Origin of the sequence: Falsibacillus albus, assembly GCF_003668575.1 — a bacterium.
In the GTDB taxonomy this organism is placed as follows: Bacteria; Bacillota; Bacilli; order Bacillales; family DSM-25281; genus Falsibacillus; species Falsibacillus albus.
The window spans coordinates 361,072-379,774 of record NZ_RCVZ01000002.1 but is presented as its reverse complement, the minus strand read 5'-3'; the positions used below and the strand labels follow the sequence as shown (position 1 = coordinate 379,774).

Sequence of the window (18,703 nt, the reverse complement as noted above, 5' to 3'; positions counted from 1 at the left end):
TTTGACACCTCGTGTGCCAACATCGAACGACCTCACTTCCTGTGAGGCCCCTTGGAAAGCGAGAACCCGTCCGTGGAAATCAACCATGCTCAACTCTTGATGAATCAACAAGCTTACGAAACAGTCCCAAATTTAATAGAAGGACAGTGAAAAACCGAATCGAATGCCGAATCGGTTTTTTTATTTATTGTGAAGGGCATCAATCAAATTTTCATTATATCAATCAATTTAAATCATAAATCAGCCAATCGACAAGGAGCTTCAAAACGTAGCGAGATGATGAAAGAAAAATCTAGAGCAAGATATGTCAAAAGTAATCCAGCCGCAAAGAAAGAAATCTTTTTCATAATCACTTATCAACCTTGCCGCATCAGCCAATATACTGCTTGATATCTAATTGAATTTTCAGAATTATCATTGACAGATGTGAAAATAAAAAGTATTCTAGGTCTAAATATAACACTATTTTATGCAACCGAATATTTTTCGTCATACTATTGGGTATGTGAGCAAAGGGGGAGCATGACTTGATACTTCACCAAATCGAAACGAAAGCTAGGGAGATGATTGAAGAGGAGCAGCTGAAGAATCTGCAGAACACGATTCAGCATGTGCAGAAAAATGTGAAATTTTATCAAGAAAAGCTGCATGAGCTTGGCCTCGATTCAGAAGATATTCAAACACTGGATGATGTGCGCAAGCTTCCATTTACGACGAAAAAGGATTTAAGGGGCCACTATCCGTTCGGTCTTTTTGCCGTTCCTCAGGATGAGATTGTCCGTCTCCATGCTTCATCGGGAACCAGCGGGAAATCTACGGTTGTGGGGTATACAAAAAGGGATATTCAAAGTTGGACGGAGATTGTCGCTCGAGCCATTGCGACTGCTGGCGGCAAGCCTGGCGACATCTTGCACAATGCCTACGGCTACGGCTTATTTACAGGTGGTCTCGGGCTGCATTATGGCGGCGAGGAGCTTGGAACAACGGTTGTTCCGGTATCAGGCGGTAATACGGATCGCCAAATTGAAATCATTCAGGATTTTAAACCTGCTTTGATTTGTTCTACCCCCTCTTATGCTTTGAACATTGCTGAAAGGATGGTCGAAAGGGGAATCGATCCTTCAAAAACATCTTTGAAATATGGGATATTCGGAGCGGAGCCATGGTCGGAGGAAATGAGAAAAACGCTGGAGGCGGCATTCGGGATAAAAGCCTGCGATATTTATGGACTGAGCGAAGTCATTGGTCCTGGTGTTTCCATGGAGTGTCACGAAGCACAAAGCGGACTGCACGTCGCTGAGGATCATTTCCTTGTGGAAGTCATCGATCCTTACACACTTGAGCCTGTCCCGGACGGCGAAGACGGGGAACTTGTTTTTACGAGCTTAAAAAAGGAAGCGCTTCCAATTATCCGGTACCGCACCGGAGACATCAGCTCCATCACCAGGGAGACGTGCAGATGCGGCAGGACCACCACAAGGATGGGAAGGGTGAAGGGACGTATCGATGACATGATCATTGTCAGGGGAGTAAACGTTTTTCCATCTGAGATCGAGCACCACCTTCTTCAAATTCCGGAACTTGTACCGCATTATCAACTACACCTTCATAGAAAAACCTCATTGGACGAAGTTGAACTTCACGTAGAAATGACAGAGGAGCTTAGTCACTTAACTTCAAATGACCACAATCATCCATCGCTCATATCACTTCAGTCAGAAATCAAGGAGAGAATAAAATCGTTTTGTTTGATTACGGTCGATGTCAAGGTCCACCCGCCAAAAGGGATCGAACGTTCTCAAGGAAAAGCGGTCAGAGTTGTTGATAAACGAATAGAAAAGCAGCTACATTAAGCAGCAGTCAGAAAATATACAGAGGTGAAAAAGTATGTCCTTACTTGAATTTGACAAACTGACAGAAGAAGAAAACCTCCATCTGTTTATGGAAAAGATTGAATCGGGAGAAAAAATCGAAGCGGATGACTGGATGCCCAATGAGTATCGGATGGCGCTGATCAAGCTGATCTCGATGCACGGCATCAGTGAAATCATGGGTGCCCTCCCTGAAAAGGAATGGGTCCCGAAAGCCCCGACGCTACGGAGAAAGCTGGGGATTATGGCAAAAGTGCAAGATGAAATGGGACATGGACAGCTGCTCCTTCGAGTGACAGAAGATCTGATGAAGCCACTAGGAAAGACCAGGGAGGATCTGATGGAGGATTTGCTGACAGGTCGGTTGAAATTCCACAATGTCTTTCATATGGAAGCCCCTACATGGGGGGATGCCGGCCTGATCGGATGGCTTGTGGATGGAGCTGCCATCATGACGCAGACCAATATGCTCCAAGCTTCTTACGGTCCATATGCCCGCGCCTTGCAGCGGATATGTGCAGAAGAGGTCTTTCATGCCCAGCACGGTGAAGCGATCATCATGGCGCTGGCAGAAGGGACAAAGGAGCAGCGCGATATGGTCCAGGATGCGGTGAACCGATGGTGGCCGTCCCTTCTCATGTTCTTTGGTCCAGCCACTGCCAGTACCACTGGATCTTCCAAGCAGGATATCACCATCAAATACAAAATCAGAAGCAAGACAAATGAGGAGCTCAGGCAGGATTTTTTCTCCAAATATGTACCTAGGATCTTGTCACTTGGTTTGACGATTCCTGATCCAACGATGAAATATGATGAAGAAACGGAAGAATGGATATATCAGCAGCCGGATTGGAACGAATTCAAAAGAATCATTTCAGGCAACGGTCCTAAATCGCAGAACCGGCTTGATTTAAGAAGGACTGCACATGAAAACAATCGCTGGGTCCGCGAAGCTTTAAGCAAAAGCAGCCAAGTGATGTAAGGGGGGATTAGATGAGCCGGGAAAAGCAGATTGATCAATTTTACCAAGTGTTTGAAGTGTTCAGTAAAAGGACGCCAGCCGCGAACTTCCAACATCAATTCAGCCTTTTGGCACCTAATAGAGAAATGGCATTCGTCATGGCCCAGGAAAACTTCATGCGCCGTGAGCCGGTCGTCGATATTTGGGTGGTCAGGCGCGAAGATATCCGGATGATGCAGCCGGAGGAGAAAGCAAGCCTGCAGCGACTCGATAATAAGGAATATCGAACCGCAAAGGGATATGGTTATTTAAAGAAAAAATGGAGACAGTACGAGCAGCAAATGCTCGATGAAAAAGAAATTTTGTCATGGGGGGAGTCAAAAAGTGAAAAACATCGAAACAGCGGAGCAAGCCCTTCAAAATCCTGAGTATAAAAAAGCGCTGGTGGAGCTGTTGTACCAGCTTGCGGATGATGACTTTTTTCATGCATATAGAGGGGCGGAGTGGCTCGGTCTGGCCCCTCATATCGAAGAGGATGTCGCGTTTTCTTCCATCAATCAAGACACGATGGGGCATGCAGCCATGTACTACGGGCTTTTGGAGGAATTAGGGGAAGGAAAAGCAGACGATCTTGCCCATGCCAGAAAAAGCGTCGATCGCCGCAATGCCGTGCTGAACGAGCTCGTCAACGGAAGCGGCACCTATTTGGAAGAGCCCAGATATGACTGGGCATTCACGGTGGTTCGCCACTACTTCTATGATGTGTATAAAAAATTGAAGCTCGAATCTCTTAAACTCTCATCCTACCGGCCATTGGCGGAAGCAGCCGTGAAGATCAACATGGAGCAATATTACCACGTCATGCATTGGAAGGTATGGTTCCAGCAGCTCTCGATGAGTGAAGGGGAAGGCAGGAACCGGATGCTTGACGCCATTGAAAAGGTATGGGGGGAATTTGCCGATGTTCTAAGCTACGGGCCGCTTTCAAGTGAAATGAGCCGGCATGGACTCTTAATGGATGAAGAAAGCTTCACGGAAAAATGGAAGGTTCATATGAAGCAAGTATTCGAATCCATCGATCTAACCTTTCCAGGTGGATGCGCCATGAAAAGTGGAAGCGGCCGGCAAGGAATTCATACAGATGACCTTGAGCAAGCGCTAGATACCCTTGGCGAGGTGTATCGCCTTGATACGGAAGCGGTTTGGTGAAGACAGCGAAAGGAGGAATCGTCATGGAAGGGATTGACGTCCTGCATCAGAAAATCATGGAGAAACTGCAGCAGGTCAAGGATCCTGAAATTGATTCTGTCAGTATGATCGAACTGGGGATGCTCGAAAGAATCGAGCTCACTGGAAACGACGTAAGGATTGAAGTCCTCCCTACATTCATGGGTTGTCCTGCACTTGAAATCATCAAGAAAAATATTTTGAGCGCAGTCAAGGAAATCGATGAAGTGGGCTTTGTTGCAGTGGAATTCAGCTATTCCGTTCCGTGGACATCAGACCGTATCAGTGAAGCAGGAAGGGAAAAACTGAAGGAATTCGGGATCGCCCCCCCACCGGAATATGATGCGGAAGGGGATGGAATGTGGAAGGTGAATTGTCCATACTGCGCTTCAGCGTACACAACGATGGAAAATCTTTTCGGTCCGACTGCCTGCCGAAGCATCTTGTATTGCAAAGCATGCAAAAACCCATTCGAGGCAATGAAGCCGATATCAACACTGATGTAATCCGTACGCGTAGAAATTAAGCTTTGATTTTGGTAATGGTGTTTTCTCATGGGTTGCTGTTTATAAAATGGACATATTGTAAATCTTTCATCCTTAGATGTTGATTGGAGCGGAAGATGTGAGGCTCCGGAGGGATCAGCGGGTAGGGTGAGCCCCTGCAGCGGAAATCAACCCTTACACAACCTTTGATGAATAGCAAAAAACTTTACGAAAAGAGCCAAAGAAAAAACAAAAAAGTGAAACCAAGGAGGAAAAAACATGTTTAAAATGATCGCTTTATTCAAGAAACCAGAGGATACAGAGAAATTTGATGAGTACTATTTCAATACGCACATTCCTTTGACAGAGAAAATTCCAGGACTTCAACGGGTGGAAGTGACAAAATTCACTGGCTCCCCAATGGGAGAGAGCCCTTACTATCTAATGTGTGAAATGTATTATGAGAACAAACAGGCGTTCAAAGAAGCGTCCAAAACGGAGGAATCGAAAGCATCAGGCAAGGATGTCATGAAGTTCGCAGGAAATCTTGTCACATTCATGTTCGGTGAGGAGACTCATGGATAATTTCAGCCACATACTCATATCGGTTGAAGGCCCTCTTGGCATGGTTCAATTAAATCGCCCAAAGGTGCTGAATGCCATCAGCCGGGAGATGGTCGGTGAACTTGTTTCTGCCTTTGAGCATTTTGACAACTGCGACGATGTCCGCGCCATCGTCTTGTATGGTGGTGGAAGGGCATTTGCTGCCGGGGCCGATATCGATGAAATGGCAAACGAGAGTACCATCGATTTCGAGCTGTTGAATCAATTTTCCGATTGGGACCGATTAAGCAAAGTAAAAAAGCCGATCATCGGTGCAGTTCACGGTTTTGCCCTTGGAGGCGGGTTCGAACTTGCACTGTCATGTGACATCTTATTTGCGGCAGAAGACGCGAAATTCGGATTTCCTGAAGTGAATCTCGGCGTCATGCCGGGGGCAGGGGGGACGCAAAGGCTGACAAAGCTCATTGGCAGAACACGCGCCCTCGAGTGGATTTGGGACGGTGAAATGAGAACGGCCAAGGAGGCAAAAGAGCTAGGAGTCGTCAATCGGCTGGTCGCGCCTGAGCTGCTTGTGGATGAAGCGAAGAAATATGCGATGAAGCTTGCATCGAAAGCACCTTTGTCTTTAAGGCTCATCAAGGATTCGGTCAATAAGGCCGTGGATTATTCCTTGTATGAAGGGATGCAATATGAGCGGAAAAATTTTTATCTTCTGTTTTCATCCGAAGATCAAAAAGAAGGCATGAAGGCATTCATTGAAAAACGCAAACCTCACTTTCGGGGACGATAAGGGGGAAGGAACATGTTTGAAACGATACTATATGAAGAAAGAAATCACATTGCTTGGGTCACGTTGAACCGGCCGGATAAGCTGAATGCATTCACAATGCAAATGAATCACGAGCTGTTGAATGCTTTTAAACAAATCTCGAAAAACGACAACGTAAGGGCGGTCGTGTTGACAGGGGAAGGAAGAGCCTTTTGCTCGGGGCAGGATTTGGGAGATGTGAACCACGATATGGACCTCGGCGACGTACTGCGAAAAGGATACAATCCGATGATTCAGCAAATGGCCAATCTCGAAAAGCCGATTATCGGAGCCATCAACGGCGTTGCAGCCGGTGCAGGCTTTAGCTTGGCGCTTGCATGTGATTTCAGAATAGCGTCAGAGAATGCAAGTTTCCTGGAAGCCTTTATCCATGTCGGACTGATTCCGGATTCAGGGAATCTATTTTATCTTCCAAGGCTCGTTGGCCATGCAAAGGCATTGGAACTTGCGGTGTTGGGAGAAAAGGTCAAGGCTGACAAAGCGCTTGAACTGGGGCTTGTTACAAAGCTCTTTCCTGCAGCGACATGGGAAGATGAAGTTGAGCGTTTTGCAGAAAAGCTGTCATCCATGCCAACGAAGGCGATTGGATTGATCAAACGCTATCTTTATCAAAGCTGGGATACCGAACTTCATGAAATGCTTGAAAAAGAAGCTTATGCCCAAAAGATCGCCGGTCAATCCGAGGACCACCAGGAAGGGCTCAAAGCTTTCATGGAAAAAAGAAAACCTGTCTTTAAAGGGAATTAGTGAAAAAAGATAATAGAAATGGGCTCAAAAAACAACTCATATTTTTTGGGCCATTTCCACGTAAAGGAGGAATGGCGATGAAACAAATTTCAATCATCGGATCCGGCGTAATGGGACGCGGGATAGCATATGCTGCATCTATCGGGGGATTTCACGTCCACCTTTTCGATGTCCAAAATGATTCCCTTGCAAACGCGGAAAAGGAGATCGGCGCGATTTTCCAAAAAGGTGTGGAGAGGGGGAAAATCACGGAGTCCAATATGAAGGATGCATTGAACCGCCTCCGCTTTATGAATGATTTGGAAGAAGCAGTCCATACAGCGGATTTGGTCATCGAAGCCGTTCCAGAAAAGTTGGAGATCAAAAGGGATGTTTTCGAGAAACTCGATCACTTGACGAAAGAAGCCTGTATTTTGGCATCCAACACGTCGACGATGAGTCCGACAGAAATCGGCTCCTTTACGAAACGTCCGGATAAAGTCATTGCGATGCATTTCTTCAACCCTGTACATAAGATGCCTTTGGTAGAAATTATTAAAGGGTTGGAAACAAGTGGTGAATGCGTCCAAATCGTGAAAGAAACGGCAGAACAAATGGGAAAGCAAACGGTAGTTGTCAATGAGTTCCCAGGATTCGTGACGAGCAGGATCAGTGCCTTAGTCGGCAATGAAGCTTTTTACATGCTTCAGGAGGGCGTTGGTACTGCAGAAGAAATTGATAAAGCGATCAAGCTTGGGCTGAATTACCCGATGGGACCTTTTGAGCTGGGGGATCTGGTCGGACTCGATACCCGGCTCAATAACCTGGAATATTTGCATAAAACGCTTGGGGAAAAATACCGTCCGGCACCGCTTCTTGTGAAATACGTCAAAGCTGGCCGCCTTGGCCGGAAGACAGGTAAAGGAGTATACGAATACCCCTCAAATCTCTAGAAAGAAGGTGAAGGAAATGGAGAAGGTCGTCATTGTAGATGCGGTCAGGACACCGATTGGACGCTATAAAGGGAGTCTGAAAAAGGTCAGGCCGGATGATCTTGGTGCTGCAGTCATCAAAGCGCTCCTGGAACGAAATCCGTCTCTGCCACCAAGTGAAATAGAAGAAGTTGTTTTGGGAAATGCCAATCAGGCGGGGGAGGACAACCGAAACGTTGCGCGTATGGCTGCTCTATTAGCTGGGCTGCCGGTGGAAGTTGCTGCCACCACCATCAATCGCTTATGCGGGTCTGGACTTGATGCGGTCAATTATGCTGCAAGGGCAATCAAAGCCGGTGAAGGGGACATCTTTATTACTGGCGGTACCGAGAGCATGTCCCGCGCCCCTTTTGTCATGGCAAAGCCCGAAAAGGAATTTCCGCGTGGGAACATGGAGATGTTTGATACGACAATCGGCTGGCGCTTCATCAATCCACGGATCCAGGCGATGTATGGAACCGATTCGATGCCGGAAACAGCTGAGAAAGTCGCGGCCAAGTATCGAATTTCGCGGGCTGAGCAGGATCGATTCGCTTTTGAAAGTCAGATGAAAGCGAAAAAAGCGATGGAAGATCATGCCTTTTCACAGGAGCTGATAACCGTCCATACCTGTAATGATAAGAGGGAGCCTGTTGCCGTGAAATTGGATGAACATCCACGTCCCATGACAACACTGGACAAATTGGCCAATTTAAGTCCGATATTTGAAGGTGGGACGGTCACTGCAGGAAATGCATCTGGTGTGAATGACGGGGCATCTGCCCTTTTGTTGATGAGAGAATCGAAAGCAAAAGAATTAGGGTTGAAGCCTCTGGCTGCATACCGTTTTTCAGCCGTAAGTGGATTAGAGCCCGAAGTGATGGGGATGGGTCCTGTGCATGCTGTGAAAAAAGCCATGATGAGACAAGGTCTATCAATTGGAAACTTTGATTTAATTGAATTAAATGAAGCATTTGCTTCGCAATCATTGGCGTGTATGCAGGAGCTGGATATTGATCCTCAGCGGGTGAATGTAAATGGCGGGGCTATCGCTTTCGGTCATCCATTGGGAGCAAGCGGCGCCAGGATATTGACCACACTCATCCACGAGATGAAGCGGAGGGATTCCGAGCTTGGATTGGCGACCATGTGCGTCGGTGTCGGGCAGGGAATCGCAACGATTGTAGAAAATATATAGGGTCATTGTCGGAGGCGTTTGAATCTGGTAGAATTTGTACAACTTCAACATTGTGAAAAGGGTAGTGAGACAAACAGATGAATAACAGCCTAAATACAAGATCAATGATTTTTACATTATACGGTGATTACATCCGCCATTACGGCAGTGAAATCTGGATCGGGAGCCTGATCCGTCTGCTGAAGGAGTTCGGCCATAACGAGCAGTCAGTGAGGGCCGCGATTTCACGGATGAACAAGCAAGGATGGGTTCAGTCCCGAAAGGAAGGAAATAAAAGCTACTATTTTCTGTCGCCGATCGGAGTCGACCGGATGGAAGAGGCAGCCAACCGGATTTTTAAATTGAAACCGGACGACTGGGATGGAAATTGGCGGATGTTGATCTACTCCATCCCGGAAGACAGAAGGAATGTGCGTGATGAACTCCGCAAGGAATTGGTTTGGAGCGGTTTTGGCACCATTTCAAACAGCTGCTGGCTTTCACCGAATGATTTGACAAAGCAGGTTTATGCCCTTTTGGAGAAATACGATATCCATGATCATGTGCACTACTTTATCAGCGAATATAAAGGTCCTCATGAAAGCAGAAGGCTGGTGGAGGAATGCTGGAACATTGCTGAAATTAATGAGAAATATGAGCAATTCATCAATGAATACAGCAAAAAGTTCGAACATGATCAGAAACGTATCCAAAAAGGAGAAATATCGGATGCAGACTGCTTTGTGGAGAGGACCAAGCTTGTCCATGAATACAGGAAGTTTTTATTCATCGACCCAGGCCTTCCCCAAGAGCTTCTGCCTGAAAAGTGGCTTGGCAGTCAGGCGGCATCGCTCTTTGCCGATTATTATCGGGAATTGGCTGAACCGTCCAGCATTTTCTTTGAATATGTTTTTGATGACGGGAATGAGTTGAAGAAAAAAGATAAAGAGTATGATGTTCTCCAGCATCCTCTTATTATAGAAGACTAGCTTCATGAAACGGGCCTCGAGGAGGGAAGCAGTATGAATGAATTGACGAATATATTGGGTATATCATATCCCGTCATACAAGGGGGGATGGGGAATATCAGCAACGCACAGTTGACGGCAGCGGTATCCAATGCAGGTGGATTGGGGACAATTGGTGCAGGGACGATGACCCCTGAAAAGGTGGAAGAACTGATCATCAGGACAAAGGAACTTACCACGCATCCATTTGCCGTCAATATTCCAATGATGGTAAATGCCCATGTGAAGGAAATGGTTTCCTTGATCCTGAAGCACCGTGTCCCAGTTGTTTCACTTTCTGCGGGAAATCCGGCTCCATTAATCCCTATTTTTCATGAATTCGGGGTAAAGGTGATGACTGTAGTGGGGACGGTAAAGCACGCTGTAAAGGCTGCAGATGCCGGCTCGGATATCATAGTCGCAGAAGGCTATGAAGCTGCTGGGATCAATTCGCCGAACGAATCGACTACCATGACCTTGATCCCTCAGGTGGTTGCTGCCATAAATAAACCAGTAGCCGCTGCAGGCGGGATTGGCGATGGAAGGGGATTGCTGGCTGTCTGTGCACTCGGCGCCCAGGGAGTTCAAATGGGGACGAGATTCATCGCCACTCAAGATGCCCCTTTTTCTGATGAATATAAGAAAAGGGTCCTGGGGGCGGATGATACCAGTACGATGATTATCGGAAGGTCGGTAGGGAAAATTAGAAGGGTTCTTGCAGGAAGTTATGCGAAAAATTTAAGAGAATTAGAGAATCAGAATATTAGTGTTGAAGAATTCAATAAAGCGACGGACGAAGACTTTCATTGTGCAGGCGCCTTGAATGGGGACGAAGAGAATGGGTTCATGAACAGCGGACAAATCGCTGGCTTGATCCACAGCCTTCCGACGGTGCAAGAACTTATCGAAGGGATGATGACGGAATATAACCTGCAGTTAAATAAACTCTTGCCTATAAAAGAATCGGAGAGTTTATAGTTTTTTTAAAATTGGAAATATTATTGACGTTTTGTGAAAAAATACGTTAATATTACACTAAATTAACGTTGTTTGATTTTTTGTAACACGATAAAATGTAATCGTTTTCATCCTGGCTAGGACATCTATTGTAGTTGATCAATCTGCACCAACTAAATTAGATAATCAAGGGGGATATATCATGAAGCATTTGTGGAAAAAAAGCTTGGCGTTAATTTTGACCTCTTCCGTCGTATTATCAGCATGCGGCAGTTCCGAAACAGGCTCCTCCAGCAACTCTTCCGGTTCAGGAAAAGACAAAACGACTTATAAAATCGGCGTCACACAAATCGTAGAACATCCATCCCTTGATGCTGCCTTTGATGGCTTCAAGGCGGCGCTGAAAGAAAATGGTCTAAATGTCAAATATGATGTCCAAAACGCTCAAGGCGATTCTTCAGCGAATACGACGATTGCAGCAAACCTTGTCAGTTCCAACGTCGATATGATCTTCGCGAATTCCACACCAAGTGCCCAGGCTGCACTGAGCAGTACAAAAGATATTCCAATCGTATTTACCTCTGTTACAGATCCAGTTGGGGCAGAGCTGGTAAAATCAATGGACCAGCCAGGCGGGAATATTACCGGAACCGTTGATTCTCATCCAGATGCCATTCCCGATACTCTTAAATTCATGAAGGACCAGCTGAATGTAAAAAATGTCGGCCTGATTTATAATGCCGGTGAACAAAATTCACGTGCACAGGTAGACAGTGTGAAAAAAATCATGGCTGATATCGGTGGATTAAAAGCAGTCGAAGCTTCGGTTGCGACATCTGCTGACGTAAAGCAGGCGGCAGAATCGCTGGTCGGGAAAATCGATGCTTTTTATATCGTCTCCGATAATACCGTTGTATCCGCCTTTGAATCGGTTGTTTCCGTTGCGGATGAACAGCACATCCCATTGTTGGCATCTGAATTTGATTCCGTCAAGCGAGGGGCTTTTGCCGCCTACGGATTTGATTACTTCGACATTGGCCATGAAGCGGGAGAGATGGCTGCGAAGATTTTAAAGGGGGAGAAGAAACCTTCCGAGCTTCCGGTACAGCTTCCGCAAAACTTGAAGCTGGAAATCAATAAAAAAGCGGCAAAGGATATGGGAATCGAATTGAAGCCTGAATGGGACGACATGGCTGAATACATTGAACAATAAGGAGATGATTCGAATATGTTCTCATTTGTAGCAATATTCGGCTCAGTGGAGCTTGGAATCATCTATGCCATATTGGCATTGGGCGTGTATCTTTCGTTTCGTGTGCTCGATTTCCCGGATTTGACGGTCGATGGGAGCTTTGTGACAGGGGCTGCTGTTGCGGCTACGATGATTACAATGGGGTATTCCCCACTTGCTGCAACAGTGCTTGCCCTTGTGGCAGGTTTTTTTGCGGGCTGTATCACAGGACTTTTGCACACAAAGGGGAAGATCAATTCTCTCTTGTCTGGAATCTTGATGATGATTGCCTTGTACTCTATTAATTTACGAATCATGGGATTGACCTCAGACACATCTGTCGGCAGGCCGAACATTCCCCTTTTAAACAGTGAAACCCTATTTTCACAGTTTGCAAGTTTTTGGAAGCCATTAGGAATCGACGGCTGGATGAATGGTCTTTTTTCCTCTCTTCACGTCGAACGGCTTCCTGCCACATGGGGAATTCTATTTTTCATGATCATCGTGGTATTCCTCATAAAATGGGGAACCGATTGGTTTTTACAGACTGAGGTAGGTCTCGCACTCAGAGCAACCGGGGATAACCAGAAAATGATCCGCAGCTTTTCAGCCAATACAGATTTATTGATCATCTTGGGCCTTGGCATTTCCAATGGCTTTGTAGCTTTGTCAGGTGCCCTTGTTGCGCAGTATTCAAAGTTCGCCGATATCGGGATGGGGATCGGTATGATCATCATTGGTCTGGCGTCGGTCATCATCGGTGAAGCGCTATTCGGGACAAAATCCATTTTCAGGACCACTCTTGCTGTCATAGGGGGGGCGATCGTTTATCGCATAGTCGTCAGCATCGCTTTAAGGGTTCAATTTCTGGATACCGGCGATATGAAGCTGATTACGGCAGTCATCGTCATTCTTGCCCTTGTCATGCCGAAGCTGATCGATAAGCAGAAGGAGAAAAAACGAAAGGCCAAACGGCATGCCGAACGGATGGCGTCCGTGAAAATGGCCGCTGACCAGGAGGGATGAACGATGCTTAATCTGGCTCATATCGGAAAAATATTCAATGAAGGGACTCCTGACGAAAAGGTCGCGCTGGATCAAGTGGACTTGAAACTGGAAAAAGGCGACTTTGTAACGGTCATAGGCAGCAACGGTGCAGGAAAGTCAACCCTGATGAATGTCATTTCAGGTGTACTCTCACCTGATGCCGGATCGGTTGAAATCGATGGCAAAGAAGTAACGGGACTGCCAGAATATAAGCGCTCGAGATTTATAGGTAGGGTGTTTCAAGATCCGATGGCAGGTACAGCACCATCCATGACAATCGAAGAGAATTTGGCGATGGCCTACTCACGCAATCAGAAACGCGGGCTGAAAAAAGGTGTAGATAAAAAGCGGCGAAATTTCTTTAGGGAGTCATTGAGTACACTTCATTTGGGATTGGAAAACCGCATGAATGCCAAGGTGGGCCTTCTTTCAGGTGGGGAGCGCCAAGCTCTGTCTTTACTGATGGCCACTTTCACCGAACCGGAAATCCTTTTATTGGATGAACATACAGCAGCCCTTGATCCTTCTCGTGCCCAGTTGATTACGGAGTTGACGAAGGAGATTGTCCAAAAGCATCAACTTACGACACTGATGGTCACTCATAATATGAAACAAGCACTGGACTTGGGCAATCGACTGATCATGATGGATAAAGGCGAAATAATCCTTGCAGTTGAAGAAGAGGAAAAGAATAAATTAACCATTGAAAAACTTTTGAAGGAATTTCAGAGAATCAAAGGGGAACAAATGGCGAATGACCGCGCCATGCTTAGCATATAGAAAGGAGCTGCTTGCATGAAAGACGGTATGGAGGTAGGGCAGACAGCGGAGGTAACCTTTGAAGTGACCCCGGAAATGTTTGCCCAGTTCGGAGGAGAAGTGGTTCATCCAGCTTATTCAACCGTGTCGATGGTTTATCACATGGAGTTAGCGTCAAGAAAAATCATCCTCTCCTATTTGGAGGATCATGAAGAGGGTATCGGCGGGGCGGTTTCCGTCAAGCATGTTGCACCGACCGGGGAGGGCACGATCGTCACAGTCAGAGCGACGCTTATCGAATTAAAGAAAAATGTGGTGATCACCAAAACGGAAGCGTTCATCGCATCGGGCATGATCGGATTAGGCGAAGTGACCCAGGTGATTTTGCCGAAAGCCGATATCACTCAAAAAATAAAAAGCTCAACACTAAAATGAAAGCGTTTACGATATCGCTCAAGGAGGGAAATGCACATGGATTTATTTAATGATATCCGTGAACATGAACAGGTTGTTTTTTGCAATGATCCGGAAACAGGGTTAAAGGCAATCATCGCCATACATAATACGACATTGGGGCCAGCACTTGGCGGGTGCCGTATGAGGCCGTACGCTACCTTCGATGAAGCGCTGGAAGATGTGCTTCGCTTATCCAAGGGGATGACCTACAAGTGCGCTGCGGCGGATGTCGATTTCGGCGGGGGGAAATCGGTCATTATCGGTGACCCATTAAAGGACAAAACACCGGAGCTTTTTCGGGCTTTCGGACAATTCGTCGAATCTTTGAATGGCAGATTCTATACCGGCACTGATATGGGGACGACTCCGGATGACTTTGTGCATGCATTAAAAGAAACAAATTGCATTGTCGGCGTACCTGAGGAGTATGGCGGAAGCGGTGATTCATCCGTACCCACTGCCCTCGGGGTCATATATGGAATCCAAGCAACCAACCAAGTCGTTTTCGGGACATCGGACCTGGGAGAAAAAACGTATGCGATCCAAGGATTGGGCAAAGTGGGCTTTAAAGTGGCTGAAAAACTGTTGGAGCAAGGAGCATCTCTATATGTTACAGATATTAATCCAAAAGCGATTGAGAATCTGCTTTCAAAGGGAAGGGAAATTGGCAATGAATCGATCAAAGTCGTGGCGGGGCAGGATATTCTCGGCGTCGAAGCCGATGTGTTTGTCCCTTGCGCCCTTGGTGGAGTCATCAATGATGAATCGATTGATCTGCTCAATGTGAAAGCCATCGTTGGCTCCGCTAATAACCAGCTCCTTAGTGAAGAACAAGGCGAGCAATTAAATCACAGGGGCATTCTCTATGCACCTGACTATATTGTCAATGCCGGAGGACTGATTCAGGTCGCAGATGAGCTTTATGGTCCCAATAAGAATCGGGTGTTGAATAAAACGAAGGCGATTTACGATTCATTGCTTGAAATCTATTTGCATTCCGAAAATGAAGGAGTATCCACCGCCCATGCTGCCAACGTGTTCTGCGAAAAACGAATTGAATCGAGAAGAAAGAGAAGCAGCTTTTTCTCCCATCACAAACGTCCAAAATGGAGCATTCGCAGTTAATTCCCAAATGGAAAGGATGAAACAATGATGGAGACATTTGAAACGATTTGCTATATTGACGAAAACGGAAACGTCCGGAATGAAGAAGGGGCGGCTCGAATTAATGAAAAACTGGCAAAAGAGATGTATGAGAAACTCCTTCTTGTCAGAACGTTCGACCGCAAGGCGATCAGCCTTCAACGGCAAGGAAGACTTGGGACTTATGCCCCTTTTGAAGGGCAGGAAGGGGCGCAGGTTGGAAGTGCATCTGCTCTGAAGGAAGGCGATTGGCTTTTCCCGACCTACCGTGATCATGCTGCGAGTATTACCTTCGGCCATTCCATTCCACGTGTCTTTTTATATTGGAATGGCAGAGTAGAAGGTTGTGTCGCTCCTGAAGGCAAGCACATTTTTCCTCCAGCTGTCCCTATCGCAACACAGCTTCCGCATGCCACAGGTGCAGCATTGGCGGAAAAATGGAAGGGAACGGATAATGCCTCAATCGTGTATTTCGGAGATGGTGCAACATCAGAGGGGGACTTCCACGAAGGATTGAACTTTGCAAGCGTATTTAAAGCACCGGTTGTCTTTTTCAATCAAAACAATCAATATGCCATTTCGGTACACATCAGCAAGCAAATGAATTCTGAAACAATCGCTCAAAAGTCGGTTGCTTACGGAATCCCGGGTGTCCGAGTGGATGGCAGCGATGTTTTCGCTGTCTATTTCGAAACGCAGAAAGCATTGGAACGAGCAAGGAATGGAGAGGGGCCTACGCTGATTGAAGCCGTGACCTGGAGATTTGGGGCACATACGACGGCTGACGATCCGACCAAATATCGCAATCAAGATGAAAGCATCCAAAAAAGGGAACAGATCGATCCATTGCTGCGGGTTGAACGCTATCTGAAAAATCAAGGTTACTGGGATGACGAATGGGCTGCTGAAATGCAGGCAAATGCATCGGCGGTCATCGAAGAAGCGGTGGAGGAAATGGAGGCATTTCCAAAGCCGAAAGTGGAAGATATATTCGACCATGTCTTTGCGAGTCCGACGTGGACCATCCAGCAGCAAAAAGAAGAATATCTTCAGCAAATGAGAGGTGAGGATGCATGAAGACAGCTGTAGCAAATGTACAAAAGCTATCATTGGTGCAAGCGGTAACTGACGGTTTAAGGACAATGATGAGCGAGCATAAGGAAGTAATTGTCATGGGCGAGGATGTCGGACAAAACGGAGGAGTATTCAGGGCGACGGAAGGATTGATTGAGGAATTTGGCGAACAGCGTGTCATTGATACTCCATTAAGCGAATCCGGCATTATCGGGACGGGAATCGGGTTGGCGCTGAACGGCTTCCTGCCGGTTGTTGAAATGCAATTCCTCGGCTTTATCTATCCCGCTTTCGAACAAATCATGACACATGCCACAAGAATCAGAATGAGGACCCTCGGAAAATACCACGTTCCTATGGTCATCCGCGCTCCATATGGTGCTGGGATAAGGGCCCCTGAAATTCATTCTGACAGTGTGGAGGCGCTGTTTACTCATATGCCGGGAATCAAGGTCGTCTGTCCATCCAATCCATATGATGCAAAAGGATTGCTGATTGCAAGCATTGAAGATCCCGATCCGGTCCTATTCATGGAGTCGATGAGATGCTACCGATCCACGAAAGGCGGAGTCCCTTCTGGAAAATACACAGTCGATATCGGGAAGGCGAACGTGCTTAAAGAAGGCGAGGATATCACGATCCTGGCATGGGGAGCGATGGTCATGCTTGCCGAAAAAGCAGCAGAGGAGTATAAAAAACAGGATATCCACTGCGAGGTCATAGATATCAGGACGCTATACCCACTAGACAAGAAAACGATCAGCGAATCCGTCCAGAAAACGGGGAGGGTCGTAATTGTCCACGAAGCCCATTCTACCGGAGGGGTCGGAACAGATCTTATTTCATTGGTCAATGATACTTCCTTTTTGTCATTAAAAGCTCCGATCGAGAGAGTCACAGGGTTCGATGTGCCTGTACCATTCTCAGCATTGGAGGATCATTATATCCCGACGGTGGATCGAATCAAAAAAGCCATCAACAAAGTTTGGACATTTTAAAGGAGGAGGTGTGAAGAATGGTTGAATTAAAGCTTCATGATATTGGAGAAGGAATGACCGAAGGAGAAGTCCTTCATTATTTTGTAAAAGTCGGGGACCAAGTAAAAAGCGATCAGCCCCTTGTTGAAGTACAAACGGATAAAATGACGGCAGAGCTTCCTTCTCCGGCAACAGGTGTCGTCAAAGAGATACTGATCCAAACAGGCAATACAGTCGAGGTCGGCACAACGCTGCTGATCATTGAAGACGGAAAACAACAGAAATTAAAGACAGTCGATAAACCGCAGAAAGAAACAAGCGAAGGTACAAGGCAAATCTCTTTTGTTTCCAAAAAGGGATCAAAACGGAATATCCTAGCCGCTCCCTATACAAGAAAAATCGCTCGCGATCTGGGAATCGATATCGAGGAAATCACTGGGTCCGGCCCCGCTGGCAGGGTCACCGATGAAGATGTTTATCGGTTTGTAAATGAACCTGCCTCTCCTTCGGAAAAAGCTATAATGCAAGATGCCCCTGTGTGCGAAAGTGAAAATAGGGAAACCATACCATTCAAGGGAAGAAGGAAACAGATCGCCAAGAAAATGACCCAGTCTCTATTCACCATTCCGCATGTAAGCCACTTTGATGAAGTAGACATGACCGAGCTGCTGGCTTTGATTCAAACCTTAAAGGATGACGGGGAAAAGATTTCAGTTGCATCCTTTTTCATCAAAGCCATCCAGCTTTCATTGAGAGCCCATCCTATATTTAACTCAGTGCTGGATGAGGAAAACGAAGTCATTCAATTGAAGAAAGAATTCAATATCGGCATTGCGGTAGATACAGAAGAAGGATTGATCGTTCCGGTCATCCATCATGTCGAAAAGAAAAGCATAAGCGAAATCCAGAAAGAGATGAAGGAATTGATCAGCAAAGCTCAACAGAATGAATTATCCCATAAGGAACTGACTGGGGGAACTTTCACGATCAGCAATGTCGGTCCTCTTGGAAGCACTGGTGCGACACCGATCATCAATCACCCGGAAGCTGGGTTGATGGCATTCCATAAAACTAAGAAACGGCCGGCCGTCGTCGATGATCAAATCGTCATCCGCTCCATGATGAACGTGTCGATGTCATTCGATCACCGGGTTGCAGACGGTGTCGCGGCAGTAAGATTCACGAACCAGTTTATTGAGTTAATCGAAAATCCGGCAAAAATGCTATTGGAGATGGTGTAA

The 18,703-nt window shown here is 46.4% G+C and carries 20 protein-coding genes; all 20 read left to right on the top strand.

The features are described 5' to 3' along the window. The first annotated feature begins 527 nt into the window (after positions 1-527). Positions 528-1,853, top strand: coding sequence for a phenylacetate--CoA ligase family protein (locus tag D9X91_RS04525; RefSeq protein ID WP_121679374.1), 1,326 nt, complete (start codon positions 528-530; stop codon positions 1,851-1,853). A gap of 34 nt (positions 1,854-1,887) precedes the next feature. Continuing rightward, positions 1,888-2,853 (top strand): 1,2-phenylacetyl-CoA epoxidase subunit PaaA, encoded by a 966-nt coding sequence (paaA, locus tag D9X91_RS04520; protein WP_121679373.1) that lies wholly within the window; start codon positions 1,888-1,890, stop codon positions 2,851-2,853. A gap of 11 nt (positions 2,854-2,864) precedes the next feature. Then, a complete protein-coding gene (gene paaB / locus D9X91_RS04515) occupies positions 2,865-3,260 on the top strand; it encodes a 1,2-phenylacetyl-CoA epoxidase subunit PaaB (RefSeq protein WP_121679372.1) in 396 nt (131 codons plus the stop codon). Continuing rightward, positions 3,181-4,041, top strand: coding sequence for a 1,2-phenylacetyl-CoA epoxidase subunit PaaC (paaC, locus tag D9X91_RS04510; RefSeq protein WP_121679371.1), 861 nt, complete (start codon positions 3,181-3,183; stop codon positions 4,039-4,041). The genes paaB and paaC overlap by 80 nt, the downstream gene beginning before the upstream one ends. Before the next feature lie 23 nt (positions 4,042-4,064). Continuing rightward, positions 4,065-4,565 carry a 1,2-phenylacetyl-CoA epoxidase subunit PaaD gene (gene paaD / locus D9X91_RS04505; RefSeq protein WP_121679370.1) on the top strand — a complete coding sequence of 167 codons (501 nt, stop codon included), beginning with the start codon at positions 4,065-4,067 and terminating at the stop codon, positions 4,563-4,565. 258 nt (positions 4,566-4,823) lie between these two features. Next, entirely contained in the window at positions 4,824-5,129 is a 306-nt protein-coding gene (locus D9X91_RS04500) for an EthD family reductase (protein WP_121679369.1), read from the top strand. After that, positions 5,122-5,898: an enoyl-CoA hydratase-related protein gene (locus D9X91_RS04495; RefSeq protein WP_121679368.1), complete on the top strand. Its 777-nt coding sequence runs from the start codon at positions 5,122-5,124 to the stop codon at positions 5,896-5,898. Before D9X91_RS04500 ends, D9X91_RS04495 begins: the two co-directional genes overlap by 8 nt. A gap of 12 nt (positions 5,899-5,910) precedes the next feature. Beyond that, positions 5,911-6,684: an enoyl-CoA hydratase-related protein gene (locus D9X91_RS04490; RefSeq protein ID WP_121679367.1), complete on the top strand. Its 774-nt coding sequence runs from the start codon at positions 5,911-5,913 to the stop codon at positions 6,682-6,684. A 77-nt stretch (positions 6,685-6,761) separates the two neighbouring features. Beyond that, positions 6,762-7,616 carry a 3-hydroxyacyl-CoA dehydrogenase gene (locus D9X91_RS04485; RefSeq protein ID WP_121679366.1) on the top strand — a complete coding sequence of 285 codons (855 nt, stop codon included), beginning with the start codon at positions 6,762-6,764 and terminating at the stop codon, positions 7,614-7,616. Between the two features lie 16 nt (positions 7,617-7,632). Next, positions 7,633-8,832 carry an acetyl-CoA C-acyltransferase gene (locus D9X91_RS04480; RefSeq protein ID WP_121679365.1) on the top strand — a complete coding sequence of 400 codons (1,200 nt, stop codon included), beginning with the start codon at positions 7,633-7,635 and terminating at the stop codon, positions 8,830-8,832. Between the two features lie 77 nt (positions 8,833-8,909). After that, positions 8,910-9,800 carry a phenylacetic acid degradation operon negative regulatory protein PaaX gene (gene paaX, locus D9X91_RS04475; protein WP_121679364.1) on the top strand — a complete coding sequence of 297 codons (891 nt, stop codon included), beginning with the start codon at positions 8,910-8,912 and terminating at the stop codon, positions 9,798-9,800. A 33-nt stretch (positions 9,801-9,833) separates the two neighbouring features. Continuing rightward, the gene (locus tag D9X91_RS04470) at positions 9,834-10,796 is read left to right on the top strand and encodes an NAD(P)H-dependent flavin oxidoreductase (RefSeq protein WP_121679363.1); all 963 of its coding nucleotides are present in this window, start codon (positions 9,834-9,836) and stop codon (positions 10,794-10,796) included. Positions 10,797-10,977: 181 nt separating this feature from the next. Continuing rightward, a complete protein-coding gene (locus D9X91_RS04465; protein ID WP_121679362.1) occupies positions 10,978-11,988 on the top strand; it encodes an ABC transporter substrate-binding protein in 1,011 nt (336 codons plus the stop codon). A 15-nt stretch (positions 11,989-12,003) separates the two neighbouring features. Further along, the gene (locus tag D9X91_RS04460; protein ID WP_121679361.1) at positions 12,004-13,032 is read left to right on the top strand and encodes an ABC transporter permease; all 1,029 of its coding nucleotides are present in this window, start codon (positions 12,004-12,006) and stop codon (positions 13,030-13,032) included. Between the two features lie 3 nt (positions 13,033-13,035). After that, on the top strand, positions 13,036-13,833 hold the full coding sequence (locus D9X91_RS04455) for an ABC transporter ATP-binding protein (protein ID WP_121679360.1): 798 nt from the start codon (positions 13,036-13,038) through the stop codon (positions 13,831-13,833). A 15-nt stretch (positions 13,834-13,848) separates the two neighbouring features. Then, the gene (locus D9X91_RS04450) at positions 13,849-14,247 is read left to right on the top strand and encodes a thioesterase family protein (RefSeq protein WP_121679359.1); all 399 of its coding nucleotides are present in this window, start codon (positions 13,849-13,851) and stop codon (positions 14,245-14,247) included. 36 nt (positions 14,248-14,283) lie between these two features. Next, positions 14,284-15,393 carry a Leu/Phe/Val dehydrogenase gene (locus tag D9X91_RS04445; RefSeq protein WP_121679358.1) on the top strand — a complete coding sequence of 370 codons (1,110 nt, stop codon included), beginning with the start codon at positions 14,284-14,286 and terminating at the stop codon, positions 15,391-15,393. Between the two features lie 27 nt (positions 15,394-15,420). Next, the gene (gene pdhA / locus D9X91_RS04440; RefSeq protein WP_233569563.1) at positions 15,421-16,488 is read left to right on the top strand and encodes a pyruvate dehydrogenase (acetyl-transferring) E1 component subunit alpha; all 1,068 of its coding nucleotides are present in this window, start codon (positions 15,421-15,423) and stop codon (positions 16,486-16,488) included. Next, positions 16,485-17,483 carry an alpha-ketoacid dehydrogenase subunit beta gene (locus tag D9X91_RS04435; RefSeq protein WP_121679356.1) on the top strand — a complete coding sequence of 333 codons (999 nt, stop codon included), beginning with the start codon at positions 16,485-16,487 and terminating at the stop codon, positions 17,481-17,483. Before pdhA ends, D9X91_RS04435 begins: the two co-directional genes overlap by 4 nt. 17 nt (positions 17,484-17,500) lie before the next feature. After that, positions 17,501-18,703 (top strand): dihydrolipoamide acetyltransferase family protein, encoded by a 1,203-nt coding sequence (locus tag D9X91_RS04430; RefSeq protein ID WP_121679355.1) that lies wholly within the window; start codon positions 17,501-17,503, stop codon positions 18,701-18,703.